General features: G+C 59.4%; 35 protein-coding genes and 1 pseudogene. 28 read left to right on the forward strand and 8 right to left on the reverse strand.

Translation table 11 applies throughout. The features are described from left to right. The 13 genes from ACFIQF_RS23005 to ACFIQF_RS23065 form a co-directional block, all read left to right on the forward strand. The coding region (locus ACFIQF_RS23005; protein WP_489672292.1) for an EF-Tu C-terminal domain-related protein at positions 1-108 on the forward strand (108 nt) is incomplete at its 5' end. A gap of 27 nt (positions 109-135) precedes the next feature. Beyond that, positions 136-447, forward strand: a complete 312-nt coding sequence (gene rpsJ, locus ACFIQF_RS23010; protein ID WP_021025591.1) for a 30S ribosomal protein S10 — start codon at positions 136-138, stop codon at positions 445-447. 212 nt (positions 448-659) lie between these two features. Then, positions 660-1,331, forward strand: a complete 672-nt coding sequence (gene rplC / locus ACFIQF_RS23015) for a 50S ribosomal protein L3 (RefSeq protein WP_393946004.1) — start codon at positions 660-662, stop codon at positions 1,329-1,331. Continuing rightward, positions 1,331-1,951 (forward strand): 50S ribosomal protein L4, encoded by a 621-nt coding sequence (gene rplD / locus ACFIQF_RS23020; protein ID WP_393946005.1) that lies wholly within the window; start codon positions 1,331-1,333, stop codon positions 1,949-1,951. Before rplC ends, rplD begins: the two co-directional genes overlap by 1 nt. After that, entirely contained in the window at positions 1,948-2,259 is a 312-nt protein-coding gene (rplW, locus tag ACFIQF_RS23025; RefSeq protein WP_393946006.1) for a 50S ribosomal protein L23, read from the forward strand. The genes rplD and rplW overlap by 4 nt, the downstream gene beginning before the upstream one ends. A gap of 2 nt (positions 2,260-2,261) precedes the next feature. Continuing rightward, a complete protein-coding gene (gene rplB, locus ACFIQF_RS23030) occupies positions 2,262-3,086 on the forward strand; it encodes a 50S ribosomal protein L2 (protein ID WP_393946007.1) in 825 nt (274 codons plus the stop codon). A gap of 10 nt (positions 3,087-3,096) precedes the next feature. Next, positions 3,097-3,372: a 30S ribosomal protein S19 gene (rpsS, locus tag ACFIQF_RS23035; protein WP_024001800.1), complete on the forward strand. Its 276-nt coding sequence runs from the start codon at positions 3,097-3,099 to the stop codon at positions 3,370-3,372. Positions 3,373-3,382: 10 nt separating this feature from the next. Continuing rightward, the gene (rplV, locus tag ACFIQF_RS23040; protein WP_021025597.1) at positions 3,383-3,715 is read left to right on the forward strand and encodes a 50S ribosomal protein L22; all 333 of its coding nucleotides are present in this window, start codon (positions 3,383-3,385) and stop codon (positions 3,713-3,715) included. 16 nt (positions 3,716-3,731) lie between these two features. Next, positions 3,732-4,595 (forward strand): 30S ribosomal protein S3, encoded by an 864-nt coding sequence (rpsC, locus tag ACFIQF_RS23045; protein WP_393946008.1) that lies wholly within the window; start codon positions 3,732-3,734, stop codon positions 4,593-4,595. Between the two features lie 2 nt (positions 4,596-4,597). After that, positions 4,598-5,014 (forward strand): 50S ribosomal protein L16, encoded by a 417-nt coding sequence (rplP, locus tag ACFIQF_RS23050; protein ID WP_184711656.1) that lies wholly within the window; start codon positions 4,598-4,600, stop codon positions 5,012-5,014. A gap of 17 nt (positions 5,015-5,031) precedes the next feature. Next, complete coding sequence (rpmC, locus tag ACFIQF_RS23055; protein WP_184711657.1) at positions 5,032-5,229, forward strand: 50S ribosomal protein L29; 198 nt, start codon at positions 5,032-5,034, stop codon at positions 5,227-5,229. An 11-nt stretch (positions 5,230-5,240) separates the two neighbouring features. Then, positions 5,241-5,510 (forward strand): 30S ribosomal protein S17, encoded by a 270-nt coding sequence (gene rpsQ, locus ACFIQF_RS23060; RefSeq protein WP_393946009.1) that lies wholly within the window; start codon positions 5,241-5,243, stop codon positions 5,508-5,510. Between the two features lie 127 nt (positions 5,511-5,637). Beyond that, positions 5,638-6,144: a peroxiredoxin gene (locus tag ACFIQF_RS23065; RefSeq protein ID WP_393946010.1), complete on the forward strand. Its 507-nt coding sequence runs from the start codon at positions 5,638-5,640 to the stop codon at positions 6,142-6,144. 301 nt (positions 6,145-6,445) lie between these two features. Here the strand turns inward: ACFIQF_RS23065 and ACFIQF_RS23070 are convergent, their stop codons facing one another. Beyond that, positions 6,446-6,901 carry a c-type cytochrome gene (locus ACFIQF_RS23070; RefSeq protein ID WP_393946011.1) on the reverse strand — a complete coding sequence of 152 codons (456 nt, stop codon included), beginning with the start codon at positions 6,899-6,901 and terminating at the stop codon, positions 6,446-6,448. A gap of 140 nt (positions 6,902-7,041) precedes the next feature. Between ACFIQF_RS23070 and ACFIQF_RS23075 the strand changes: the two genes are divergently transcribed. Next, complete coding sequence (locus ACFIQF_RS23075; protein WP_393946012.1) at positions 7,042-7,728, forward strand: cytochrome b/b6 domain-containing protein; 687 nt, start codon at positions 7,042-7,044, stop codon at positions 7,726-7,728. Between the two features lie 27 nt (positions 7,729-7,755). Here ACFIQF_RS23075 and ACFIQF_RS23080 read toward each other — a convergent pair whose 3' ends face one another. Together ACFIQF_RS23080 and ACFIQF_RS23085 are read right to left on the reverse strand one after the other, a co-directional pair. Next, on the reverse strand, positions 7,756-8,250 hold the full coding sequence (locus ACFIQF_RS23080) for a GNAT family N-acetyltransferase (RefSeq protein WP_393946054.1): 495 nt from the start codon (positions 8,248-8,250) through the stop codon (positions 7,756-7,758). A gap of 107 nt (positions 8,251-8,357) precedes the next feature. Next, positions 8,358-8,870, reverse strand: coding sequence for a TlpA disulfide reductase family protein (locus ACFIQF_RS23085; protein WP_393946013.1), 513 nt, complete (start codon positions 8,868-8,870; stop codon positions 8,358-8,360). 236 nt (positions 8,871-9,106) lie between these two features. Between ACFIQF_RS23085 and ACFIQF_RS23090 the strand changes: the two genes are divergently transcribed. The 4 genes from ACFIQF_RS23090 to ptsP all read left to right on the forward strand — a co-directional run bounded on the left by ACFIQF_RS23090 (position 9,107) and on the right by ptsP (position 12,464). Then, positions 9,107-9,646 carry a hypothetical protein gene (locus ACFIQF_RS23090; RefSeq protein ID WP_393946014.1) on the forward strand — a complete coding sequence of 180 codons (540 nt, stop codon included), beginning with the start codon at positions 9,107-9,109 and terminating at the stop codon, positions 9,644-9,646. A 151-nt stretch (positions 9,647-9,797) separates the two neighbouring features. Beyond that, the gene (locus ACFIQF_RS23095; RefSeq protein ID WP_393946015.1) at positions 9,798-10,247 is read left to right on the forward strand and encodes a PTS sugar transporter subunit IIA; all 450 of its coding nucleotides are present in this window, start codon (positions 9,798-9,800) and stop codon (positions 10,245-10,247) included. Beyond that, a complete protein-coding gene (locus ACFIQF_RS23100) occupies positions 10,216-10,485 on the forward strand; it encodes an HPr family phosphocarrier protein (protein ID WP_393946016.1) in 270 nt (89 codons plus the stop codon). The genes ACFIQF_RS23095 and ACFIQF_RS23100 overlap by 32 nt, the downstream gene beginning before the upstream one ends. A 200-nt stretch (positions 10,486-10,685) precedes the next feature. Next, on the forward strand, positions 10,686-12,464 hold the full coding sequence (gene ptsP, locus ACFIQF_RS23105; RefSeq protein WP_393946018.1) for a phosphoenolpyruvate--protein phosphotransferase: 1,779 nt from the start codon (positions 10,686-10,688) through the stop codon (positions 12,462-12,464). A gap of 3 nt (positions 12,465-12,467) precedes the next feature. Here ptsP and ACFIQF_RS23110 read toward each other — a convergent pair. Beyond that, positions 12,468-12,902 (reverse strand): annotated as a pseudogene (locus ACFIQF_RS23110) (GNAT family N-acetyltransferase); the annotation flags it as partial. Positions 12,903-12,929: 27 nt separating this feature from the next. Then, complete coding sequence (locus ACFIQF_RS23115; protein WP_393946019.1) at positions 12,930-13,055, reverse strand: hypothetical protein; 126 nt, start codon at positions 13,053-13,055, stop codon at positions 12,930-12,932. A 91-nt stretch (positions 13,056-13,146) separates the two neighbouring features. Here ACFIQF_RS23115 and ACFIQF_RS23120 point away from each other — a divergent pair, with 91 nt between their 5' ends. Beyond that, on the forward strand, positions 13,147-14,190 hold the full coding sequence (locus tag ACFIQF_RS23120; protein ID WP_393946020.1) for a YwqG family protein: 1,044 nt from the start codon (positions 13,147-13,149) through the stop codon (positions 14,188-14,190). A gap of 75 nt (positions 14,191-14,265) precedes the next feature. Here the strand turns inward: ACFIQF_RS23120 and lipA are convergent, their stop codons facing one another. The 3 genes from lipA to ACFIQF_RS23135 form a co-directional block, all read right to left on the reverse strand. After that, positions 14,266-15,246: a lipoyl synthase gene (gene lipA, locus ACFIQF_RS23125; RefSeq protein ID WP_393946021.1), complete on the reverse strand. Its 981-nt coding sequence runs from the start codon at positions 15,244-15,246 to the stop codon at positions 14,266-14,268. 9 nt (positions 15,247-15,255) lie between these two features. Beyond that, complete coding sequence (lipB, locus tag ACFIQF_RS23130) at positions 15,256-15,948, reverse strand: lipoyl(octanoyl) transferase LipB (protein WP_393946022.1); 693 nt, start codon at positions 15,946-15,948, stop codon at positions 15,256-15,258. A gap of 62 nt (positions 15,949-16,010) precedes the next feature. After that, positions 16,011-16,322, reverse strand: a complete 312-nt coding sequence (locus tag ACFIQF_RS23135) for a YbeD family protein (protein ID WP_393946023.1) — start codon at positions 16,320-16,322, stop codon at positions 16,011-16,013. A 219-nt stretch (positions 16,323-16,541) separates the two neighbouring features. Here ACFIQF_RS23135 and ACFIQF_RS23140 point away from each other — a divergent pair, with 219 nt between their 5' ends. The 9 genes from ACFIQF_RS23140 (at position 16,542) to ACFIQF_RS23180 (ending at position 23,683) form a co-directional block, all read left to right on the forward strand. Beyond that, positions 16,542-17,015 carry an ATP synthase subunit I gene (locus tag ACFIQF_RS23140; protein ID WP_393946025.1) on the forward strand — a complete coding sequence of 158 codons (474 nt, stop codon included), beginning with the start codon at positions 16,542-16,544 and terminating at the stop codon, positions 17,013-17,015. 19 nt (positions 17,016-17,034) lie between these two features. Then, complete coding sequence (gene atpB, locus ACFIQF_RS23145) at positions 17,035-17,898, forward strand: F0F1 ATP synthase subunit A (protein WP_393946027.1); 864 nt, start codon at positions 17,035-17,037, stop codon at positions 17,896-17,898. Between the two features lie 52 nt (positions 17,899-17,950). Further along, positions 17,951-18,199 (forward strand): F0F1 ATP synthase subunit C, encoded by a 249-nt coding sequence (atpE, locus tag ACFIQF_RS23150; protein WP_021025615.1) that lies wholly within the window; start codon positions 17,951-17,953, stop codon positions 18,197-18,199. 35 nt (positions 18,200-18,234) lie between these two features. Beyond that, positions 18,235-18,705 carry a F0F1 ATP synthase subunit B gene (locus ACFIQF_RS23155; RefSeq protein ID WP_393946028.1) on the forward strand — a complete coding sequence of 157 codons (471 nt, stop codon included), beginning with the start codon at positions 18,235-18,237 and terminating at the stop codon, positions 18,703-18,705. An 11-nt stretch (positions 18,706-18,716) separates the two neighbouring features. After that, positions 18,717-19,265, forward strand: coding sequence for a F0F1 ATP synthase subunit delta (locus ACFIQF_RS23160; protein ID WP_393946029.1), 549 nt, complete (start codon positions 18,717-18,719; stop codon positions 19,263-19,265). A 41-nt stretch (positions 19,266-19,306) separates the two neighbouring features. Next, positions 19,307-20,866 (forward strand): F0F1 ATP synthase subunit alpha, encoded by a 1,560-nt coding sequence (gene atpA, locus ACFIQF_RS23165; RefSeq protein WP_393946030.1) that lies wholly within the window; start codon positions 19,307-19,309, stop codon positions 20,864-20,866. A gap of 18 nt (positions 20,867-20,884) precedes the next feature. Then, complete coding sequence (atpG, locus tag ACFIQF_RS23170) at positions 20,885-21,754, forward strand: F0F1 ATP synthase subunit gamma (protein WP_393946031.1); 870 nt, start codon at positions 20,885-20,887, stop codon at positions 21,752-21,754. 34 nt (positions 21,755-21,788) lie between these two features. After that, a complete protein-coding gene (gene atpD / locus ACFIQF_RS23175) occupies positions 21,789-23,192 on the forward strand; it encodes a F0F1 ATP synthase subunit beta (RefSeq protein WP_393946032.1) in 1,404 nt (467 codons plus the stop codon). 74 nt (positions 23,193-23,266) lie between these two features. Next, complete coding sequence (locus ACFIQF_RS23180; protein WP_393946033.1) at positions 23,267-23,683, forward strand: F0F1 ATP synthase subunit epsilon; 417 nt, start codon at positions 23,267-23,269, stop codon at positions 23,681-23,683. Positions 23,684-23,724 lie beyond the last annotated feature (41 nt).

Consider the following 23,724-nt stretch of genomic DNA (forward strand, 5'->3'; position numbering starts at 1 on the left):
ACCGTCAAGCTGATCGCTCCTATCGCTATGGAAGAAGGTCTGCGCTTCGCTATCCGCGAAGGTGGTCGTACCGTCGGCGCTGGCGTGGTTGCCAAGATCCTGGCGTAATCCTTTTTCAAAGAACTAGGAAACTCCATGTCCAAGCAAAAAATCCGCATCCGCCTGAAGGCGTTTGACTATAAGCTGATCGACCAATCGGCTGCCGAAATCGTTGAAACCGCCAAGCGCACCGGCGCGATCGTCAAGGGTCCCGTGCCCCTGCCGACCCGCATGAAGCGTTTCGACATTCTGCGTTCGCCCCACGTGAACAAGACCTCGCGTGACCAGCTGGAAATCCGCACTCACCAACGTCTGATGGACATTGTCGATCCTACCGACAAGACCGTTGACGCTCTGATGAAGCTGGACCTGGCTGCCGGCGTGGACGTCGAAATCAAACTGCAATAAGGCTGGAAAACCACAGCGCAAGCTGTGGTTGCTTGCCCTTTCTGACGCGAACTTGCCTATTTGGGAAGTTCGCGTTAGAATTTATGGCTTCGTACTACCCATAGAGGGTAAATGCGAGGTTTTTATCAACCTTCTTTCGTGCGGGCGGCATACCAGCTGGTCGCAACACCGAGCCAATTGCAGTTTCGGTGGCGGAAGTTTTGGAGCAACAAATGAGTCAAAGCAACTCCCTCGGGTTGCTGGGCCGTAAGGTAGGCATGATGCGCCTGTTCACGGATGACGGCGATGCAGTGCCTGTCACCGTGGTGGATGTGTCTAACAACCGCGTGACCCAGGTCAAAACCCAAGAGAACGACGGCTATGTGGCCCTGCAGGTCACCTTTGGTCAACGCCGCGCTTCGCGCGTGACCAAGCCCATCGCTGGCCACCTGGCCAAGGCGGGTGTGGAAGCCGGTGAAATCACCCAAGAATTCCGCGTTGGTGCAGACACCGCTGGCAAGTACACCGCTGGTGCGTCGCTGCCCGTGGCAGACATCTTTGCCGTGGGCCAAAAGGTCGACGTGCAAGGCACCTCGATCGGTAAGGGCTACGCCGGTACCATCAAGCGTCACAACTTCAGCTCGCAGCGTGCTTCGCACGGTAACAGCCGTTCGCACAATGTCCCCGGCTCGATCGGTATGGCACAAGACCCAGGTCGCGTGTTCCCCGGCAAGCGCATGACCGGTCACATGGGCGATGAAACCGTGACTACCCAGAATCTCGACGTGGTTCGTATCGACGAAGCCCGTCAACTGCTGCTGATCAAGGGCGCAATCCCTGGCGCGAAGAATGGCTTCGTGACCGTGCGTCCCGCTGTCAAGGCAGTCGCTAAAGGAGCGAACTAATGAAGCTCGAACTCCTGAACGAACAAGGTCAGGCAGCGTCGCAAGTAGACGCGCCTGAGACCGTGTTTGGTCGTGATTTCAACGAAGACCTGATTCACCAGATCGTCGTTGCTTACCGCGCCAATGGCCGTCAAGGCACACGTGCTCAAAAAGACCGCGAACAAGTCCGTCACACCACCGCCAAGCCTTTCAAGCAAAAGGGTACCGGTCGTGCACGTGCTGGTATGTCGTCCTCGCCTCTGTGGCGTGGCGGTGGTCGCATTTTCCCGAATCTGCCTGAAGAAAACTTCACGCAGAAGATCAACAAGAAGATGTACCGCGCCGGTATGGCTTCGATCTTCTCGCAGCTGGCCCGCGAAGGCCGTCTGGCTGTGGTTGATTCGCTGAAGGTGGACTCGCCCAAGACCAAGGCTCTGGCTGACAAGTTCAAGGCCATGAACCTGGACTCGGTGATGGTGATCGCTGACGAAGTGGACGAAAACCTGTACCTGGCATCGCGCAACCTGAAGAACGTGTTCGTGGTCGAGCCACGCTACGCTGACCCAGTGTCGCTGGTGCAATTCAAGAAAGTGCTCGTCACCAAGGGCGCTCTCGACAAACTCAAGGAGATGTTCGCATGAGCACGCTGAAGTTTGACGAAGGTCGTCTGATGCAAGTGTTGGTCGCTCCCATCGTGTCCGAAAAGGCCACCATGGTTGCTGAAAAGTCCAACGCTGTGACGTTTAAGGTGCTGCAGAACGCCACCAAGCCCGAGATCAAGGCCGCTGTTGAGCTGCTGTTCAAGGTCGAAGTGCTGGGCGTGTCCGTAGTGAACACCAAGGGCAAGACCAAGCGCTTTGGCAAGACCATTGGCCGCCGCGACAACGTTCGCAAGGCTTATGTGCGCCTGAAGCCCGGTCAAGAGCTGAACCTCGGGGAGGCTGCTTAATCATGGCTGTTATCAAGCTCAAACCAACGTCCCCCGGCCAGCGCCATGTGGTGAAGGTCACCCGTGGTCACCTGCACAAGGGTGAAGGTTTCGCACCCCTGCTGGAATCGCAATTCCAGAAGGCCGGTCGTAACAACAACGGTCACATTACTACCCGTCACAAGGGCGGTGGTCACAAGCACCACTACCGTGTGGTGGACTTCAAGCGCACCAAGGACGGTATCCCCGCCAAGGTCGAGCGCATTGAATACGACCCTAACCGTACCGCTCACATCGCTCTGGTGTGCTATGCAGACGGCGAACGTCGTTACATCATTGCTCCTCGCAACCTGGAAGTGGGCGCAACCATCATCAGCGGCTCTGAAGCGCCGATCCGCGTGGGTAACACCCTGCCGATCCGCAACATCCCTGTGGGTTCGACCATCCACTGCATCGAGCTGAACATCGGTGGCGGCGCGCAAATCGCACGTTCCGCTGGTACCTCGGCGACCTTGCTGGCTCGCGAAGGCGTCTACGCTCAAGTGCGTATGCGTTCGGGCGAAGTGCGCAAGATCCACATCGAGTGCCGTGCGACCATTGGTGAAGTTGCCAACGAAGAACACAGCCTGCGCCAACTGGGTAAGGCCGGTGTGAAGCGTTGGATGGGTATTCGTCCTACCGTCCGCGGTGTGGTGATGAACCCTGTCGATCACCCACACGGTGGTGGTGAAGGCAAGACCGGTGAAGGCCGTCACGCAGTTGACCCATGGGGCAATCTGACGAAGGGCTACCGTACCCGTAACAACAAGCGCACACAAGTGATGATTGTGTCGCGTCGCAAGAAGTAAGGGGTAGCAAATGACACGTTCTCTCAAGAAGGGTCCATTTGTTGACCATCACTTGCTGGCCAAGGTCGAAAAGGCCATCGCCACCAAGGATAAGAAGCCAGTCAAGACCTGGTCGCGTCGTTCCATGGTTCTGCCCGATTTCATCGGTCTGACCATTGCCGTGCACAACGGCAAGCAACACGTGCCTGTGTACGTAACCGACCAAATGGTGGGTCACAAGTTGGGCGAATTCGCACTGACTCGTACCTTCAAGGGTCACCCCGCTGACAAAAAAGCGAAGAAGTAAGGAGTAGACCATGTCTGAAACACGTGCAGTCCTCCGCGGCGTTCGCCTGTCGGTTGACAAAGGCCGTCTGGTTGCGGATCTGATCCGCGGCAAGAAGGTTGACCAAGCTCTGAACATCCTTGAGTTCACGCAGAAAAAAGCTGCCGTGATCGTCAAGAAGGTGCTCGAGTCCGCTATCGCCAACGCTGAGCACAACGACGGCGCTGACATCGATGAATTGAAGGTCAAGACCATCTTCGTCGAGCAAGGCACGACGCTCAAGCGTTTTACCGCTCGCGCCAAGGGCCGCGGCAACCGCATCAGCAAGCCTACCTGCCACATTTATGTGACCGTGGGTAACTGAGGCCTAAAGGAAGAATATGGGACAGAAAATCCATCCTACCGGCTTCCGTCTGGCGGTGAGCCGCAACTGGGCTAGCCGCTGGTACGCAAGCAACCGTGATTTCGCCGGCATGCTGGCCGAAGACATCAAGGTTCGTGAGTACCTGAAAGAGAAGCTGAAGAACGCTGCTGTGGCACGCGTTCTGATCGAGCGTCCTGCCAAGAACGCCCGTATCACGATCTACTCGGCTCGTCCTGGTGTCGTGATCGGCAAGAAGGGTGAAGACATCGAGAACCTGAAGAAGGAACTCGCTACCCGTCTGGGCGTGCCAGTGGCAGTGAACATCGAAGAAGTGCGCAAGCCTGAAATCGATGCTCAACTGATCGCTGACTCGATCACCCAGCAGCTCGAAAAGCGTATCCAGTTCCGTCGCGCCATGAAGCGTGCGATGCAGAACGCGATGCGTCTGGGTGCTCAAGGTATCAAGATCATGTCGTCGGGCCGTCTGAACGGTATCGACATTGCACGTACCGAGTGGTACCGCGAAGGCCGCGTGCCTCTGCATACCCTGCGTGCTGACATCGATTACGGCTTCTCTGAAGCCAAGACCACCTACGGCATCATCGGTGTCAAGGTGTGGGTGTACAAGGGTGACACTCTGGGCCGTAACGATCTGCCAGCGGCAGAGACGCCACGTCCTGAAGATGAGCGTCGTCCACGCGGCCCACGTCGTGACAACCGCAATGGCGACCGTCCATCGCGCGGTCCACGCCGTGCCGCTGGTGGTAACGTGGCCCCTGCTGACGGTAGCGACAAGCCTGCCGGCGCTGGTGCCGATTCCGTTAAGCGCGTTCGCAAGACTGACGCGCCCGCTGCTGCAGCGGACGGTAAAGGAGAATAAACATGCTGCAACCTGCTCGCCGCAAATACCGCAAGGAGCAAAAGGGTCGCAACACTGGTATCGCAACCCGAGGTAACTCGGTTGCGTTCGGTGACTTCGGCCTGAAATGCACGGACCGCGGCCGCCTGACGGCTCGCCAGATCGAGGCTGCACGTCGTGCAATCTCTCGTCACGTCAAGCGTGGCGGCCGTATCTGGATCCGCGTGTTCCCCGACAAGCCAATTTCGACCAAGCCTGCTGAAGTCCGTATGGGTAACGGTAAGGGTAACCCAGAGTACTACGTGGCTGAAATTCAGCCCGGTAAGATGGTGTTCGAAATCGTTGGCGTGCCCGAAGAACTGGCCCGTGAAGCGTTCCGCCTGGCTGCCGCCAAGCTGCCGCTGCGCACCACGTTCGTTACCCGTCAACTTGGCGCTTAATCAGGAGAGCGATAGAAATGACTAAAGCTGCTGAACTGCGCCAAAAAGACGTTGCTGGCCTGGAAGCCGAAATCAAGTCCTTGCAAAAGGCCCATTTCGGTCTGCGCATGCAAAAGGCAACGCAACAACTGGGTAACACCGCTACGCTCAAGGCTACCCGCCGCGACGTGGCCCGTGCCAAGACCATTCTTGCTGAAAAGCAAGCCGCCAAGTAATAGGAGCCGACATGACGGAAGCTAAAAAATCCCTCAAGCGCACCTTGATTGGCAAGGTGGTCAGCGACAAGCGTGCCAAGACCGTGACCGTTCTGGTAGAACGCCGCGTCAAGCACCCCATCTACGACAAGATCATGATCAAGTCCAGCAAGTACCACGCCCATGACGAAAATGGCGAGTACAAGATGGGCGACACCATCGAGATCGTCGAGAGCCGTCCGCTCTCCAAGACCAAGAACTGGGTGGCTACCCGCTTGGTGCAAAAGGCTGCTCTGGTTTAAGTCTTTTCTGACTTTTGCCAACGCAACTTGAAAAACGACCCACAATCTGTGGGTCGTTTTTTTATGGCCGCTTGGCGCGCAAGCGAGCGGCCCCACTGCCAGATTGGCAATTTACAAGGAGTACACCATGATCAAAGTAGGCGATTCGCTGCCATCCGTGACCGTGAGCGAGTTTGTCGCTGTCGAAGGCAATGGCTGCAGCCTGGGCCCCAACGCGTTTGACGTGGCCAAGGAAGCCGCTGGCAAGACCGTGGCACTGTTTGCCGTGCCGGGCGCTTTCACGCCCACCTGCTCGGCCCAGCACGTGCCAGGCTATGTGGCCAAGGCTGCTGAGCTCAAGGCCGCTGGCGTGGACGAAATCTGGTGCCTGTCGGTGAACGACGCCTTCGTGATGGGCGCCTGGGGCAAAGACCAGAACACCGCCGGCAAGGTGCGCATGATTGGTGACGGCGATGCCGTGTTCGCCAAGGCCACCGGCCTGACGCTGGACCTGAACGGCAAGGGCTTGGGCCTGCGCAGCAACCGCTATTCCGCCCTGGTCAAGGACGGCAAGGTGGTGACGCTGAACATCGAAGGCCCCGGCAAGTTCGAAGTGAGCGACGCCGACACCATGCTCAAGCAAGCCAAGGCATAAAGCCGAAGGCATGAAAAAAGCACGCTTCGGCGTGCTTTTTGTATTCTGGGTACTAGCTGTGGGCGAGTGCTATGACGAAGCCAGTTGCAGCGCTTGCACATGGAGTCTTCGTTTTGAGGTGGCGATATGGCCCCGTATGCGTTGTTGCCGAGCCTAGCCTTACCAAAGTAATGTCTGCGCCTCGGACGCCTAGCCTACGGGGCCATCTCACCATTTGGGCTGTGAGTTCCTGCGCCCGCTGCGCTGTCAAATGACGCTGTTTGAATACCGGCCCGGTACCCAAAGAGCGCCGAGGCCCTTATCAACGATTGCGGAAATCGTCGTGGCAGGCCTTGCAGGTGGCGGCAGCCGGGCCGAAGGCGGCTTTGAGCTTGTCAAGATCGCCGGTCTTGGCGGCGGCGGCCAGCTTGCCGGTTTCGGTTTCCAGCTTGGTGGCCAGCTCTTTGAACTTGGCTTGTTCTTTCCACACTTCGGGCTTGGCCTTGCCGCCTTCGTGCGCTGCCTCAAAGCCGGCCCAGGGCAGCTTGGCCATCTGGGCAACGATGTCGGCATTTTGCTCGGCCACCTTGGCATCGAACGGCACCTTGCCGTTGGCCATGGCACCGACACGGCCAAAGTGCTGGCCCAGCAGGAACAGGCTGGACTGGCGGTATTTGATGGCGTCTTCGGCCTTGGCGAACTGGGCCGAGGCGCTGGTGCTGAAACCCGTCAGCGCAGCAGCGCAGGCCAGGGCGGCGAGCAGGAATTGTTTTTTCATCGTGGGTCGTCCTTTGTGGGTGCGTTTGCGGTGTGCGCATCGCCAGCGCTTGGGCGGTGCAGGCGTTTGCCTTGTTTGCCGGTTTCGGCTAACAATGGCTGAGCACGTCCGCTTTGTAGCACATCCCGCTTTGGAAGACCATGACCGCCAACTCTCTGCCTGCTTTGACTCCTGTCCGCGTCTGGGATCTGCCGACGCGCTTGTTCCATTGGCTGCTGGTGCTGTGCTTTGTGGGTGCATTTGTCAGCGTCAAGATCGGTGGCAACGCCATGCTGTGGCACCAGCGTTGCGGTTATGCGATTGGCGCCTTGCTGCTTTTTCGGCTGCTCTGGGGCGTGTTGGGAGGTTACTGGTCGCGCTTTGGCCAACTGGGCTTGGCGCCGGGGCGGGTGCTGCGCTATGTGAGCGGCAAGCCAGAGGTGCGTGACGAGATTGGCCACAGCCCCACAGGTGCTTGGGCGGTGCTGACCATGTTGGTGTTTTTGGCGCTGCAGGTGCTCTCTGGCCTGCTGAGCGACGACGAGATCGCTTTTGCCGGGCCTCTTTCGCGCTTTGTCTCTGGCGCCACCGCGGCCCAAGCCACCAACTACCATGCGCATATTGGCCAGTGGGTGTTGCTGGGTCTGATCGGGCTGCACATCGCGGCCATCGTGTTCTACATCGTGCGGCTGAAGAAAACCATCGTCACCCCGATGCTGCTGGGCGACAAGCAATTGCCCGCCAAGCTCTCGCCGCCGGCCTCCAAAGACACCGCTGGCACGCGCTTGCTGGCTTTGGTTTTGGCCCTGGTATGCGCTGGCGTGATGTGGTGGGTGTCCAGGCTCTGATCCGCGCAGTACGGCGCCTGTGCTGCTTTACAGCCGGATATCGGCCTTGAGGTAGTGCGTGCCCGCAATCGGGTTGTGGTAGTAGGGCGGAATCTCTTCAAAGCCGAAGTCGGCGTACAGCGCGCGGGCTGATTCCATGCTGTCCAGCGTGTCGAGCAAGATGCAGTCGTAGCCCAGTTGGGCGGCGCTTTGCAAGGTGTGGTCTACCAGCTGGCGGCCCAGGCCAAAGCCGCGGAAGGCTTTGCGCACGTACAGGCGCTTCATCTCGCAGGCGTTGGCGTAATCCACATCATCGATGGGGCGCAGTGCGCAGCAGCCGGCAACAGCACCTTCCACCAGAGCCAGCACCAGATCGCCGCGGGGCGCTGCGTATTCCCCGGGCAAGTCGCTGAGCTCTTCGGCAAAGCCCTGAAACTCCAAATCGATGTTCAGGCTGTCTGCGTATTCCTGAAAAATCTCGCGCGTTGCGGCCAGCTCTTCGGGGGTGGTGGGATGGATAAGCGTTATCTCTGGGCGGTCCACAGCCTGGGCAGGTAAAGATGAAAAGCCCAGTGTAGCGCCACACCTGCGTGGCGTCGCCATGAAAAAACCGCCTGTACAAGGCGGTATTCGGTAATGCTTGTGCCGGATCACGCTTCTGCCAGGAGTTTTTCGATCAGCTTGTGCAGTTCGGCGAAATCGGGTGCGCCCACATAGCTCTTGACGATCTTGCCCTGCTTGTTGACGATGAAGGTGGTGGGCGTGAGCTGGATGTCGCCCCAGTCCTTGGCGATCTTGCCGGTGTTGTCGAGCGCCACCTGGAAAGGCAGCTTGCGCGATTCGGCGAAGTTCACCACATAGCTCGGCGGGTCGTAGCTCATGGCCACGGCCAGGGTGTCGTAGCCCTGGTTTTTGTACTTGTCGTAGGTTTTGATGATCTCGGGCATTTCCGCCACGCAGGTGGTGCAGCTGGTCGCCCAGAAGTTGACCAGGGTGACCTTGCCCTTCAGGTCTGCCGTGGTCTTGGTGCTGCCGTTGAGCAGCACAAACTGGCTCTCGGGCGCAGCCGCCTGGCCGGTGCCGTAGTACACGTAGGCACCTACGCCCACTGCAGCTGCAATGGCGATACCGGCGATCAAGGTGGTGGAAGATTTGGTGACCATAGGTGGTATGGAGTGCGAAATGCGTCAAAAAGTTCGCGCAACCGCCATTATGCGCATCGTGGCGAACTGGCTTGGCAGCGTGGTTTTTAGCGCGCGTTGGGCTCACTTGGCTTGAAATATGCCCAACCAAAGGCCAACGGGCATGCCAGCTCTGGTATTGAGAGCGCAGGTGCATGCGGAGGCCAACACACCGGGCGCGACAGTGGCCGCCGCCAGCCCGTGGTGATAATGCCGCCATGCGCTCTTGCTCTCTTTTTTTGGCCCTGCTGGGCTTGCTGACTGCCTGCAGCCCTGCGCTCAATTGGCGCAGCATCGCGCTGGCTGATGCACCGCTGACGCTGATGCTGCCCTGCAAGCCCGATCATGCGGTACGCGATGTGGATTGGGGCGCGGGCAAACAACAATTGTCCATGGTGGGCTGCCAGGCTGACGGGGCGACCTGGGCGGTCTCGCACGTCTTGCTGGCACAGCCGCAAGAAGCACCCGCCATGCTCACGCGCTGGCAGCAGGCGCTGCAAAAACAATTGCAAATGCCAGAAGCAGCTCCTGCAGGCAGCCCTTTTGTGCTGCAAGGCGCGTTGGAGTTACCGCAGGCCGTACAGGTGCAGTGGCAGGGGCGTGATGCGCAAGGCGCACCCGTAGTGGCCGACGCGCGCTGGTGGGTGCGCTTGGAAGGCGGTAGCGCCCGTGTCTACCAGGCCATGGTGTTATCACCGCGTCAACCTGTGCCGCTTGCTGCGCGTGATACCTTTGTGCAAGGCCTGCAGTTGCGCTGACAAGCTACCGCTTGTCTGTCTGGTACATACTGCAGGGCGGCTAAGCAACAATACCAATGCTGCGCTGCCGCATAAAAGGCTACACTGGGTAATTGCTGCATTGCATCAATTTCAAGACTGCTGCTGATTTTCTATATCTGACACCTGAGACATGAGTACCCGGATTTTGTTGATCGCCCACGCACCGCTGGCCCAAGCGCTGGCGCAGTGTGCTGCGCACGTGTTCCCCGACAGCGGCGAACACGTGCAGGCGCTCGACATCGTGGCCAGCGCCGATCCGGTGAGCGCTCTGGCCGAGGCCCAGGCCTTGCTGCAAGCGAGCGGCAGCAACCCCGTACTGGTGCTGAGCGACGTGTTCGGCGCCACCCCCCACAATATTGCGCAAGAGCTGGCCAGGCAGCGTGCCAACACCCGCCTAGTCGCGGGCGTGAACCTGCCCATGCTGCTGCGCGCCATTTGCTACCGCCAGGAAGATTTAGACAGCGTTGTCGCCCGCGCCATTGCGGGGGGCAGCCAAGGCATCATGCAGGTCACACAGACCACGCCGCAAAACCAAAATACCCGAGTCCATGATCACGACCAACGTCACCATCAGCAATAAACTGGGTCTGCATGCCCGCGCTTCGGCCAAGCTCACCAAGCTGGCGGGCAGCTTCGCCTGCGAAGTCTGGATCACCCGTGGCGAGCGCCGCGTCAATGCCAAAAGCATCATGGGCGTAATGATGCTGGCCGCCGGCATCGGCACCGAGATCTCGATCGAGACCGATGGCGCCGACGAGCAACAAGCCATGGACGCGCTGCTGGCCCTGATCAACGACAAATTCGGCGAAGGCGAATAAAGCCTGCTCGGTGGCGAAAGCCCATCACGGCGCTGCGCCCGCGTGGCGTAGTCTGGCAGGCAACAGGCTGAGCAAGCCCTGAGGCCGCCATTCCCAGCATTTTTTCTCTTCTCTTGCCGAAACGGTGCCTGGCGGGCGTATAAACGAGGGCATTGCCGCGCAGGCTTGCCGACTGCCGCGCTACAGAGAGGAAATCCCGCATGACATTTGCCATCCACGGAATTGCAGTGGCCCGCGGCATTGCCATTGGGCGTGCCGTCATGGCAGCGTCCAGCCATCTCGATGTCACCCATTACCTGATCGAGGCCGAGCAGATCGACCGAGAGATCGACCGCGTACGCGCTGGCCGCATGGCGGTGATCGAAGAGTTGCAGCGCCTGCGTGGCGACCTGGGCGTGGATGCGCCGCAAGAGCTGGCTCCGCTGCTCGATGTGCACTTGATGCTGGCGCAAGACGACATGCTGGCCGCCGGTGTGCGCCAACTGATCACTGAACGCCTGTACAACGCCGAATGGGCACTCACCGCGCAGCTCGAGCAGTTGTGCCGCCAGTTCGATGAAATGGACGACGAGTACCTGCGCGAGCGCAAAGGCGACTTGCAGCAGGTGGTAGAGCGCATCTTGCGCCACATGCGCGGCGTCTCCAGCCCGGTGGCTGCGCCCACCAGTGGCGGCGCGGCTTGCGACTTGAACGACGGCCAGCAAGACTGGGTGGAAGGCAGCCGCGATGTGCCGATGGTGCTGATCGCCAACGACCTCTCGCCCGCCGACATGCTGCAGTTCAAGCAAAGCGTGTTTGCCGGCTTCGTCACCGCCGTGGGTGGCAAAACCAGCCACACCGCCATCGTGGCGCGCAGCATGGACATTCCGGCCGTGGTGGGCGCGCGTACGGCCAGCCACCTGATTCGGGCCGACGACTGGGTCATCATCGACGGCGATGCGGGCGAAGTCATCGTTGACCCTTCGCCGATCTTGCTGGAGGAATACCGCTTCAAGCAGCGCCAGATCCGCTTGGAGCGCGAGCGTTTGTCGCGCCTGCGCGATACGCCTTCCGTCACGCTCGATGGCGAGCGCATCGAGCTGCTCGCCAACATCGAGCAACCGGGCGATGGCCCCAGCGCAGTCAAAGCCGGCGCCGTGGGCGTGGGCCTGTTCCGCACCGAATTTCTTTTCATGGGCCGCGGCGGCAAACTGCCCGGTGAAGAAGAGCAATACCAAGCTTACCGCGAGGCGCTCGAAGGCATGCAAGGCATGCCCGTCACCATCCGTACCCTGGACGTGGGCGCCGACAAACCGCTCGACAAAGCCCAGCCCAAAGACTATTACCTCAACCCGGCGCTCGGCCTGCGTGCCATCCGCTTCAGCTTGGCCGACCCGGACATGTTCCGCACCCAATTGCGTGCCATCTTGCGCGCTGCTGCGCACGGCCCGGTACAGCTCTTGTTCCCCATGCTGGCGCATGTCAGCGAGATCAAGCAGACGCTGGCCCTGGTCGAGCAAGCCTCGCAAGAGCTGCGCGAGCGCGGCATACCGCAAGGCCACGTCAAGCTCGGAGCCATGATCGAAATACCCGCCGCTGCGCTCAGCGTGCGTACCTTCCTCAAGTATTTCGACTTTGTCTCCATCGGCACCAACGACCTGATTCAGTACACCCTGGCCATCGACCGCGCCGACGAAGCCGTGGCCCAGCTCTACGACCCGCTGCACCCGGCCGTGCTGCGCCTGATCGCCGAAGTCATCCAGGCTACCAAAGCGGCCGGCAAAGAAGTCTGCGTCTGCGGCGAAATGGCGGGCGACGTCAGCCTCACCAAACTGCTGCTGGGCCTGGGCCTGCGCAGCTTCTCGATGCAGCCCGCGCAGATCCTGGCCATCAAACAAGAAGTGCTGCGCGCCGACACCAGCGAGCTTGCTGCCTGGGCGCAGCAGGTGATCGAGTCAGAAGACCCGGCGCAGATGCTGGAAGCAGGCGACCTGGCCTGATCGTTATTGAGCTGGCGGCGGAGATACGGCCTTCAGCCCGGCTGCCATAGTTGGTGGCACCAAGGAAAACACTTGCGCCGCCACCGCTTGGCCATTCAACTGCAGCCGGTTGCGCGCTACGCATTCCAATTTCGCGCCGGCTTTGTGCGCCACGGCTGCACTGGCGGTATTGCCCACTGCCACCACGATCTCCACACGCTGCATGCCCAGCGCAGAAAATGCGTGTGTCGGCAGGGCTTGCACGCAGCGCGCCGCTACGCCTTGGCGCTGCGCCGACTGCCGCACCCAATAGCCCAAGTTGCATAGCCGGTTGACGGTGTCGATGCGGTTGAGCCCGGCGCCGCCGAGCAAGCGGCCACTTTCTGCGCAGAAGAGGCCAAACTCGTAGGCCATGCCCATGTCTGCATGCATCTTGCAATGGGCAGACCAATTTGTGGCGCTGTCGTTATTGAAGGCCGGCGTGCATCAGTCGTCCATCCAGCGGCCCACTGTATCGATCGACTCCTGCGCGGCTTCTACCAATGCGCTGGCATCGCAGGGTTGCCAAAGGCGCAGCTCCAAGCCTTGGTGGTGTAAGGGAACGGTATGCATGTCTTGGATTCTGTCGTGGCAGGAGATTGAGTCAAGGCGGTGCTACTTGGACTTCTGTCATGATCGTGCGTTCACGCTGAGAAAGGCAATCATGCAATTCAATGATGCTGCAGAGATCCATGCCGCCTTGACCGAGGCAGGAATTGATCCGCATTTTGCTGAGCAACTGAGCCAGCGTGCCAGACCTGCGGTCTGGCTGCGAACCGATCTGGTCGCTGATGACAGTGAGATCACCGTGGGAACGACCAAGATCGGTGGCTGCCCGGATTTGCCACCCGGCAGCAGCTGGCCACATCGCTCGGCTTACCCCAACGCGGCAAAACTCAGCGAGTCGCATCGACGCAGTGCCGCAACCGCGGATTCGGAACTGAAGTGGGCCAAAAGTGCAGAGGAGTGTGAGCAGTATCGCGAAGAGGCTCGCCAGCGCGTCCACAGTATCGAGAACCCTTTTCCTCTGGGTTTTCTGGCGCAGATCAATTTGGCCGACATCTGGGCGGCTGGCCCGGTGGATGAGGATCTGCCGCGCAGCGGCCTGATATCCATCTTCTATGACTGTGTGCAACAGCCCTGGGGCTACGATCCGCAGGAAAACGTGGGCTACGCCATTCAATTCCATGAAACGCAGACCTTGACGCGCCTGAGCATGCCGCAGCCCTTGTTGGATTTGCCCGCTTACTACCGCATTCATGCCACGGCGTGCGAGCCCTTCGCTTGTATGACGCCTTTGCCGGCACACACTGCTGAATTCCAGGAGTTGGGGCTGCCCGAGGAGGTGGCCGATGCGTTTTATGACTGGTGGATGGATGACGCAGAGCTGAGCTCCACCGAGGGTGGGGAGGACTGGGCTTGTCATCATGTCGGAGGTTGGCCCACGCCTGTTCAGCAAGATATGCAAGTGAGGGCCGCTCTGGTCGCCGCCGGGCACTATTGCGGCAATTCCGACGCGTATCGGAACCCCGATCTGCAAGGTATTCGTGACACAGCCTGCCAATGGCTGCTGCTGGCGCAAATCGGCAGCGATGAAAAAAGCGGTCTTGCCTGGGGCGACAGCGGACAGGTCTATGTCTGGATTCGCCGCGACGATTTGCAAGCCCGCCGCTTTGAACGGGTGCAGGTGATCTTGCAGTGCTATTGAAGCGGGCTGGAGCCATAAAAAAACCGCTGCAAAGGGCAGCGGTTTTCTCAGCTTACCAGCTCGAATGGGACGGGCTTACACCCCAGCCGCATGCGCCTGCTGGTCGGCGTGGTAGCTCGAGCGCACCATGGCACCCACGGCGGCGTGCGTGAAGCCCATTTTGTAGGCCTCTTCTTCGAACATCTTGAAGGTGTCGGGGTGCACGTAGCGGCGCACCGGCAGGTGGCTGTTGCTCGGGGCCAGGTATTGGCCGATGGTGAGCATGTCGATGTTGTGGGCGCGCATGTCGCGCATGACTTGCAAAATCTCTTCGTCCGTCTCGCCCAGGCCCACCATGATGCCGCTCTTGGTGGGCACGTTGGGGTGCAGTTCTTTGAACTTTTTCAGCAGGTTCAGGCTGAACTGGTAATCCGAGCCGGGGCGCGCTTCTTTGTACAGGCGCGGCGCGGTTTCCAGGTTGTGGTTCATCACGTCGGGTGGCGCGGCTTTCAAAATCTCGAGCGCGCGGTCGTCGCGGCCGCGGAAATCGGGCACCAGAATTTCAATTTGCGTGCTGGGCGAGAGTTCGCGAATGTTCTTGATGCACTCGACAAAGTGGCCCGAGCCGCCGTCGCGCAGGTCGTCGCGGTCCACGCTGGTGATCACCACGTATTTCAGGCGCAGCTGGGCAATGGTTTTGGCGAGGTTGAGCGGCTCGTCTTTGTCGAGCGGGTCAGGGCGGCCGTGGCCCACATCGCAGAACGGGCAGCGGCGCGTGCACTTGTCGCCCATGATCATGAAGGTGGCCGTGCCCTTGCCAAAGCATTCGCCGATGTTGGGGCAGCTGGCTTCTTCGCACACGGTGTGCAGCTTGTTCTCGCGCAGGATGTCCTTGATTTCGTAGAAGCGCGTGGTGGGGCTGCCGGCTTTGACGCGGATCCACTCGGGCTTTTTGAGTACCTCGGCTTGCTGCACCTTGACCGGGATGCGGGCCAGCTTGGCCGCAGCCTTTTGTTTGGCCAGCGGGTTGTAGTTTTCGGCGGATTGCGCTTCGCGCACGACTTCGTTGGTACTCATGGCGGGGTCTCAGGGTGAGAGTCGGGCAGACAGTTCGGCGGCCAGTATGGGCGCCACTGCTTCCCAGGTGGTATCGACGCCTATTGTAGAAAGGTCGACTGTTTGCAGCCCTGCATAGCCGCAAGGGTTGATGCGGTGGTAGGGTTCCAGGTCCATTTTTACATTCAGCGCCACGCCATGGTAGGTGCAATGGCGGCTGACCTTGATGCCCAGTGCGGCAATTTTTCCTAGCCCGTCGAACACGGGCTCGGGTGCCGGGGCGCCAGCCTCGCGCAATTGTGGGCGCTGCTCAAGCATGGCGTGCGAGAACGGATCGTTCAGCCGTACATAGATGCCAGGCGCGCCTGCCACGCGATGGCCGGTGACGCCGAGCTGCGCCAGTGTGCGAATGACCGCTTCTTCCAGGCGGAATACGTATTCTTTGACGAAGTAGCCGGCGCGTTGCAGATCGACCAGCGGGTAGGCCACCACCTGGCCGGGGCCGTGGTAGGTTACTTGACCTCCGCGGTTGGTTTGTACGACCGGGATGTCGCCCGTATGCAACAGGTGGCTGGGCAAGCCGGCTATGCCTTGGGTGAAGGTGGCAGGGTGCTCGCAAATCCATAGCTCGTCTGCCGTGTCGGGCGTGCGTTGGCTGGTGAATTGCTGCATGGCTTCCAGCGTGCCAAGGTAGTCGGCCGGGCCAAGAAATCGGGTGTGCATGGGCAAAAAACCGGCCTGGTCAGGGCCGGTGGGGTTCGCGCAGGTGACAGAGGCGGTCGTGCTCAGAGCACGACCTTGACCATCGGGCTGGAAGTGAGCGCGCGGTACAGGTTGTCGAGCTGTTCGCGGCTGGTGGCGGTGACGGTGATGGTCACGCCCAGGTACTTGTCTCCACTGCTGGGGCGCAGCTCGATCTTGCTGGCATCGAAGAACGGATCGTGCTGTTTGGCGATCTCGGTGACCGCGTTCACAAAGCCGTCCTGGTTGAGGCCCATGACTTTAATCGGAAAGTCGGAGGGGTATTCAATGAGTGAATCTTTGCGCGGATCGGCACCGGTTTCGGTGGGGGTGGCAGGGGTGTTGGAAGTGGTCATTTTGCTATGAAAACAGAAGCTTAGTGATGATGTTTCGTCAGCAGTCGAGCCATTTTCGTTGATGCGGATTTGTTAAGCAAATGTTACCCATATGCGTTACGAGTAAACACTTACGTGCAGCAAAAAACCTGCCGCAACAGCGGACGCCTTCCGAATTCAACGGGTTTATCCTTATAATCGCAGGCTTTGGCTAGTTGATCTACCCAAGGGGCCCGCAAAATGACTACAAGTGCTCCAGAAGATGAACATGTGGCCGAAGAGCCGGACTTCAAGCCCCTGACTGCTGAAGAAGCAGCGGAGTGGCGCCGGCGCAATCCCCCGGTTTCGGTGGTGCGCGTTGTGAAGTGGCAGTTGCTGGTCGGGGTGGTGCTCGCTGTTGCAGTGGGTCTGATCACGCAACGTGCTGGCTGGGCGTGGTCGGTAGCGTACGGTGCAGCGGCAGTGGTGATACCTGCTGCTTTTTTTGCACGTGGCTTGCGGCTGCATCTGGGCGCCGGGCAGGAAAATCTTGCCATGGTTCGGTTTTTTGGTCTGGAGATCGCAAAATTGGTGCTGACTGTGGTGCTGCTTGTGCTGGCGCCGTGGGTGGTACCAGGGCTTAACTGGTTGGCGCTGGTGTTGGGCCTGGTTGTGGTGATGAAGACGTACTGGTTGGCGCTTTGGCTGCTGACCAGATCTGCAAAAATTTTGTAATTTAAAGAAGAGTTGTCCGATGGCAGCAGAAGCGAATGCACCCACTGCAAGTGAATACATCGTTCACCACTTGCAGCATCTTCAAAATATCAAGCAAAAGTCGATCATCGACTTTTCGGTGATCAACCTCGATTCGATCGCTGTCAGCGTGATCTTGGGCGCATTGAGCCTGTTCGTGCTGTGGCTGGCGGCGCGCAAGGCTACGGCCGGCGTTCCAGGTCGCTTCCAGGCGGCTGTCGAAATGCTGGTTGAGATGGTGGACAACCAGGCCAAGGCCAATATCCACAACGCTGAATCGCGCAAGTTCATCGCTCCTCTGGCGCTGACCGTGTTCGTCTGGATCTTCATGATGAACGCCATGGACTTGCTGCCTGTCGATCTGCTGCCCGTGCTGTGGCAAGGCGCTACTGGCGACCACCACGCTTACCTGCGTGTTGTGCCTACGGCTGACCTGTCGACCACGCTGGGCCTGTCTAGCGCCGTGCTGATCCTGTGCTTGATCTACTCGGTCAAGATCAAGGGCATGGGCGGCTGGGCGCACGAGCTGGTGACCGCACCTTTCGGCACCTCGAAGAACCCTATTTTTGCTGTCGTTCTGGGTGTTGTGAACCTGGCAATGCAGATCATTGAATACGTTGCCAAGACGGTTTCGCACGGTATGCGACTGTTCGGCAACATGTACGCTGGTGAGTTGGTGTTCATGCTGATTGCTCTGATGGGTGGTGCAGCCGCTATGTCGCTCTCTGGTGTGTTGCTCCCCGTGGGGCACATCATTGCGGGTTCTATCTGGGCGATCTTCCACATTCTGATCATCACCCTGCAGGCCTTCATTTTCATGATGCTGACGCTGATTTACCTCGGCCAGGCGCATGAAGCTCACTAAACTTTCCCCTTTCCTTTTCTCTTAACCTTTCTTTTTTATCTCAGGAGTCATCATGGAAAACGTTCTCGGTCTCGTCGCTCTGGCTTGTGGTCTGATTGTTGGTCTGGGCGCTATCGGCGCTTCGATCGGTATCGCTCTGATGGGCGGCAAGTTCCTGGAATCGTCGGCACGTCAGCCTGAGCTGATCAACGAACTGCAAACCAAGATGTTCATCTTGGCTGGTCTGATCGACGCTGCATTCCTGATCGGCGTTGCTATCGCCCTGCTGTTCGCTTTCGCCAATCCGTTCCAACTGGCCTAAGCTCCGATCAACGCCGTAGATAGAAAGGTGTTGCCGTGAGTATTAACGCGACCCTGTTCGTTCAGGCCATTGTCTTCTTGATTCTGGTGCTCTTCACGATGAAATTCGTGTGGCCACCTATTGCCAAGGCGTTGGATGAGCGAGCAAAGAAAATCGCCGATGGTCTTGCCGCTGCCGATAAGGCAAAGTCCGAGTTGACAGCTGTGAACAAGCGCGTTGAGGAAGAACTTTCCGCAACCCGCAATGAAACAGCGTCGCGTATCGCGGACGCAGACCGTCGTGCCCAAGCAATCGTAGAAGAGGCCAAGGCCCGTGCTACCGAAGAAGGCAACAAGATCATTGCCGCCGCTCGTGCAGAAGCCGAGCAGCAAGTGATCCAAGCGCGCGAATCGCTGCGCGAGCAAGTTGCAGCTTTGGCAGTCAAGGGTGCTGAGCAAATTCTCCGCAAGGAAGTCAATCCTGCGGTTCACAGTGATTTGCTCAATCGCCTGAAGACTGAGCTGTAAGGAAGCAACAAATGGCAGAACTCGCCACCATTGCCCGTCCTTACGCTGAAGCCTTGTTCAAGGCTTGCGCCGACAAAGGTGCAAGTCTGACCGAAGCCCTGTCTTGGACGGACGAACTGGCGGCGATTGCCGCCGATCCGGAAATGCGCCAACTGGCCGACAACCCCAACGTCAGCAATGACCAGGTGGTGGATGTGATGGCCGGTGTGACGCTGGCACGCGGTTGGGCCTTGTCAGACCTGGCTCGCAACTTCCTGCGCACGTTGGTGGAAAACCGCCGCCTCGAAGCCCTGCCAGAAGTGGCCAAGCAATTTCGCGCCTTGGTGAACCGTGGAAACGGTTCTTCCGATGCGTTGGTGTACAGCGCCTTCCCCATGGATGACTCCGCATTGAATGCGTTGGGCGCCGTGCTGGAAAAACGCTTTGGCCGCAAACTGAATCTGAGCACCACCGTGGACGAGTCGCTGATTGGCGGCGTTCGCGTTGTGGTGGGCGACGAGGTGCTCGACACCTCGGTCAAGGCCCGTCTGGAACAAATGAAAGCAACCCTCACTGCGTAAGCAGTTCGAGGATTCGGCTAAACAATGAAAAGGAAAGAGTGATGCAACTCAATCCCGCAGAAATTTCTGAACTGATCAAGAGCCGCATTGAGGGTCTGTCAGGCAATACCGACATCCGTAACCAAGGTACGGTGGTGTCGGTGACCGACGGTATCGTGCGCGTGCATGGTCTGTCCGATGTGATGGCAGGCGAAATGCTGGAATTCCCAGCTGGCGCCGATGGCCAGCCTACCTACGGTCTGGCTCTGAACCTGGAGCGCGACTCGGTGGGCGCCGTGATTTTGGGTGAATACACCCACATCTCGGAAGGCAACATCGTCAAGTGCACCGGCCGTATTCTGGAAGTGCCCGTGGGCCCCGAGCTGGTGGGCCGCGTGGTCAACGCCCTGGGTCAGCCTATCGACGGCAAGGGTCCGATCAACGCCAAGATGACGGACGTGATCGAAAAGGTCGCTCCCGGCGTTATCGCACGTCAATCGGTGGACCAGCCTCTGCAATCGGGTATCAAGTCGATCGACGCGATGGTGCCTGTGGGCCGTGGCCAGCGCGAGCTGATCATTGGTGACCGCCAGACCGGTAAGACGGCTGTCGCTATCGACGCCATCATCAACCAAAAGGGTCAAGGCGTTACCTGTATCTATGTGGCTATCGGTCAGAAGGCTTCGTCGGTCAAGAACGTGGTGCGCGCTCTGGAGCAATCCGGTGCCATGGAATACACCATCGTTGTGGCTGCTACCGCTTCTGAATCGGCTGCCATGCAGTACGTGTCGGCCTACTCGGGCTGCACGATGGGCGAATACTTCCGCGACCGCGGCCAAGACGCTCTGATCGTGTATGACGACCTGTCCAAGCAAGCTGTGGCTTACCGCCAAGTGTCGCTGCTGCTGCGTCGCCCACCAGGACGTGAAGCTTTCCCTGGCGACGTGTTCTATCTCCACAGCCGTCTGCTCGAGCGTGCCGCTCGCGTGAACGCTGACTACGTCGAAGCCTTCACCAAGGGTGAAGTCAAGGGCAAGACCGGTTCGCTGACCGCCCTGCCAATCATCGAAACCCAAGCGGGTGACGTGTCGGCCTTCGTGCCTACCAACGTGATTTCGATTACCGACGGCCAGATCTTCCTGGAAACCAGCCTGTTCAACGCCGGCATCCGTCCTGCTATCAACGCAGGTATCTCGGTGTCCCGCGTCGGTGGTTCCGCACAGACCAAGCTGATCAAGGGCCTGTCCGGCGGTATCCGTACCGACCTGGCACAGTACCGTGAACTGGCTGCTTTCGCGCAGTTCGCTTCGGACCTGGACGACGCTACCCGCAAGCAACTGGACCGCGGTGCCCGCGTGACCGAACTGCTCAAGCAAGCTCAGTACAGCCCGCTGCCCGTGGCTCTGATGGGCGCTTCTCTGTTCGCCGTGAACAAGGGTTTCATGGACGACATCGACGTCAAGAAGGTGCTGCCTTTCGAAGCTGGTCTGCACCAGTTCCTGAAGACCAGCCACGCAGCCTTGGTGGATCGCCTGAACGAGAAGAAGGCATTCGACAAGGAAGGCAAGGACGAAGCTGAACTGACTGCAGCCATCACTGCATTCAAGAAGTCCTTCGCTTAAGCCGGGCGAGGAGTCATCATGGCAGCAGGCAAGGAAATACGCGGCAAGATCAAATCGGTGGAAAACACCAAGAAGATCACCAAGGCCATGGAAATGGTGGCTGCATCCAAAATGCGCAAGGCGCAAGAGCGGATGCAGGCTGCCCGTCCATACAGCGATAAGATTCGCGCAATTGCAGCTCACCTGAGCCAGGCAAACCCCGAATATGTTCACCCCTTCATGGTGGCGCATGACGCCAAGAAGGTGGGCATGATCGTGGTGACGACTGACAAGGGCCTGTGCGGCGGCATGAACACCAACGTGCTGCGTGCCGTGACGAACAAGCTCAAGGATCTGCAATCCGCTGGTGTCAGTGCAGAGGCCGTCGCCATTGGCGGCAAGGGCCTGGGCTTCCTGACGCGCGTGGGCGCCAAGGTGGTGGCCAATGCCACCGCTCTGGGCGACACGCCGCATCTGGACACGCTGATCGGCCCCGTCAAGGTTTTGCTCGACCAGTACGCTGAGGGCAAGCTGAGCGCGGTCTATCTGTGCTACACCAAGTTCATCAATACGATGAAGCAAGACTCGGTGGTGGAGCAGTTGCTGCCCCTGTCGCAAGAAGCGATCCAGGGTGAAGCGCCGGCATCCCACGGCTGGGACTATATCTACGAGCCCGATGCGCAAAGTGTGATCGACGAGCTGCTCGTGCGTTATGTGGAATCGCTGATCTATTCAGCCGTTGCAGACAATATGGCTTCCGAGCAGTCTGCCCGCATGGTGGCCATGAAGGCCGCTACCGATAACGCCGGCAACGTCATCAACGAGTTGAAGCTGGTCTACAACAAGACGCGTCAGGCTGCGATTACGACCGAGTTGTCGGAAATCGTCGCAGGCGCCGCGGCTGTGTAAGCAGCTCGACTGAAATCAATATTGGAGCAACAAAATGGCTCAAGTACAAGGCAAGATTGTTCAATGTATCGGCGCTGTGGTGGACGTAGAGTTCCCACACGGCCAGGTACCTAACGTGTTTGACGCACTCAAGCTCGAAGGCACGGCCCTGACGCTGGAAGTGCAGCAACAGCTGGGCGACGGCGTGGTGCGTACCATTGCGCTGGGCTCGTCCGACGGTATCAAGCGCGGTCTGATGGTCACCAACACCGGCAAGGCGATCACCGTGCCCGTGGGCAAGGCAACGCTGGGCCGCATCATGGACGTGCTGGGCAACCCCATCGACGAACGCGGTCCTGTGGACCAGACGCTGACTGCGTCGATCCACCGCAAGGCTCCTGCGTACGACGAACTGTCGCCTTCGCAAGAACTGCTGGAAACCGGCATCAAGGTGATTGACCTGGTGTGCCCGTTCGCCAAGGGCGGTAAGGTCGGTCTGTTCGGTGGTGCCGGTGTGGGCAAGACCGTGAACATGATGGAGCTGATCAACAACATCGCCAAGGCCCACAGCGGTCTGTCGGTGTTCGCTGGTGTCGGCGAGCGTACCCGTGAAGGTAACGACTTTTACCACGAAATGTCGGACGCCGGTGTGGTGAACCAAGAGTCGCTGAACGACTCGAAGGTGGCCATGGTTTACGGCCAGATGAACGAGCCACCAGGAAACCGTCTGCGCGTGGCGCTGACCGGCCTGACCATGGCTGAAGCTTTCCGTGACGAAGGCAAGGACGTGCTGTTCTTCGTGGACAACATCTACCGTTACACCCTGGCCGGTACCGAAGTGTCCGCTCTGCTGGGCCGTATGCCTTCGGCTGTGGGCTACCAGCCTACCCTGGCCGAAGAAATGGGCCGTCTGCAAGAGCGTATTACCTCGACCAAGGTTGGCTCGATCACCTCGATCCAGGCCGTGTACGTGCCAGCTGACGACTTGACCGACCCTTCGCCAGCCACCACCTTCGCTCACTTGGACTCCACCGTTGTGCTGTCGCGTGACATCGCTTCGCTGGGTATCTACCCCGCTGTGGACCCTCTGGATTCGACCAGCCGCCAGCTGGACCCCCAAGTGGTGGGCGAAGAGCACTACTCCGTGGCCCGCCAAGTGCAGGGCACGCTGCAGCGCTACAAGGAACTGCGCGACATTATCGCGATTCTGGGTATGGACGAACTGGCCCCCGAAGACAAGCTCGTCGTGGCCCGCGCTCGTAAGATCCAGCGTTTCCTGTCGCAGCCTTTCCACGTGGCCGAAGTGTTCACGGGCGCTCCCGGCAAGTACGTTCCTCTGTCGGAAACCATCCGTGGTTTCAAGATGATCGTGAACGGCGAATGCGATCACCTGCCAGAACAAGCGTTCTACATGGTGGGTACCATCGACGAAGCCATCGAAAAGGCGAAGAAGATCTAAGTCTGCACTAGGCGGCAGCGCCCGCGCCGCCGCCTGTTGGAGTACCCCGATCTTTCACCCTTTAAGGAGCAACGATGAACACCTTCCACGTTGATGTGGTCAGTGCTGAAGAATCCATCTTCTCCGGCGAAGCCCGTTTTGTGGCTCTGCCCGGTGAAATGGGCGAGCTCGGCATCTATCCCCGCCACACACCGCTGATCACCCGCATCAAGCCGGGTTCGGTGCGCATTGAGAAGACCGACGGCGGCGAAGAGTTCATCTTCGTGGCCGGTGGCATTCTGGAAGTGCAACCCGATCGCGTGACCGTGCTGTCCGACACCGCTGTGCGCGGCAAGGATCTGGACGAGCAAAAGGCGGTTGAAGCCAAGCAAAAGGCTGAAGAAGCCGTCAAGAACGCCAAGGGCGAACTCGACCTGGCCCGTGCCACTTCCGAGCTGGCCGTCATGGCCGCCCAGATCGCAGCACTGCAAAAGTACCGCAAAAAGCGTTGATCAGCCTTCTGGCTGTCAGCCCAGCAAAAAGCCACCGCTTG

It is taken from the genome of Comamonas trifloxystrobinivorans (assembly GCF_043359985.1).
Taxonomy (GTDB): domain Bacteria; phylum Pseudomonadota; class Gammaproteobacteria; order Burkholderiales; family Burkholderiaceae_C; genus Comamonas; species Comamonas trifloxystrobinivorans.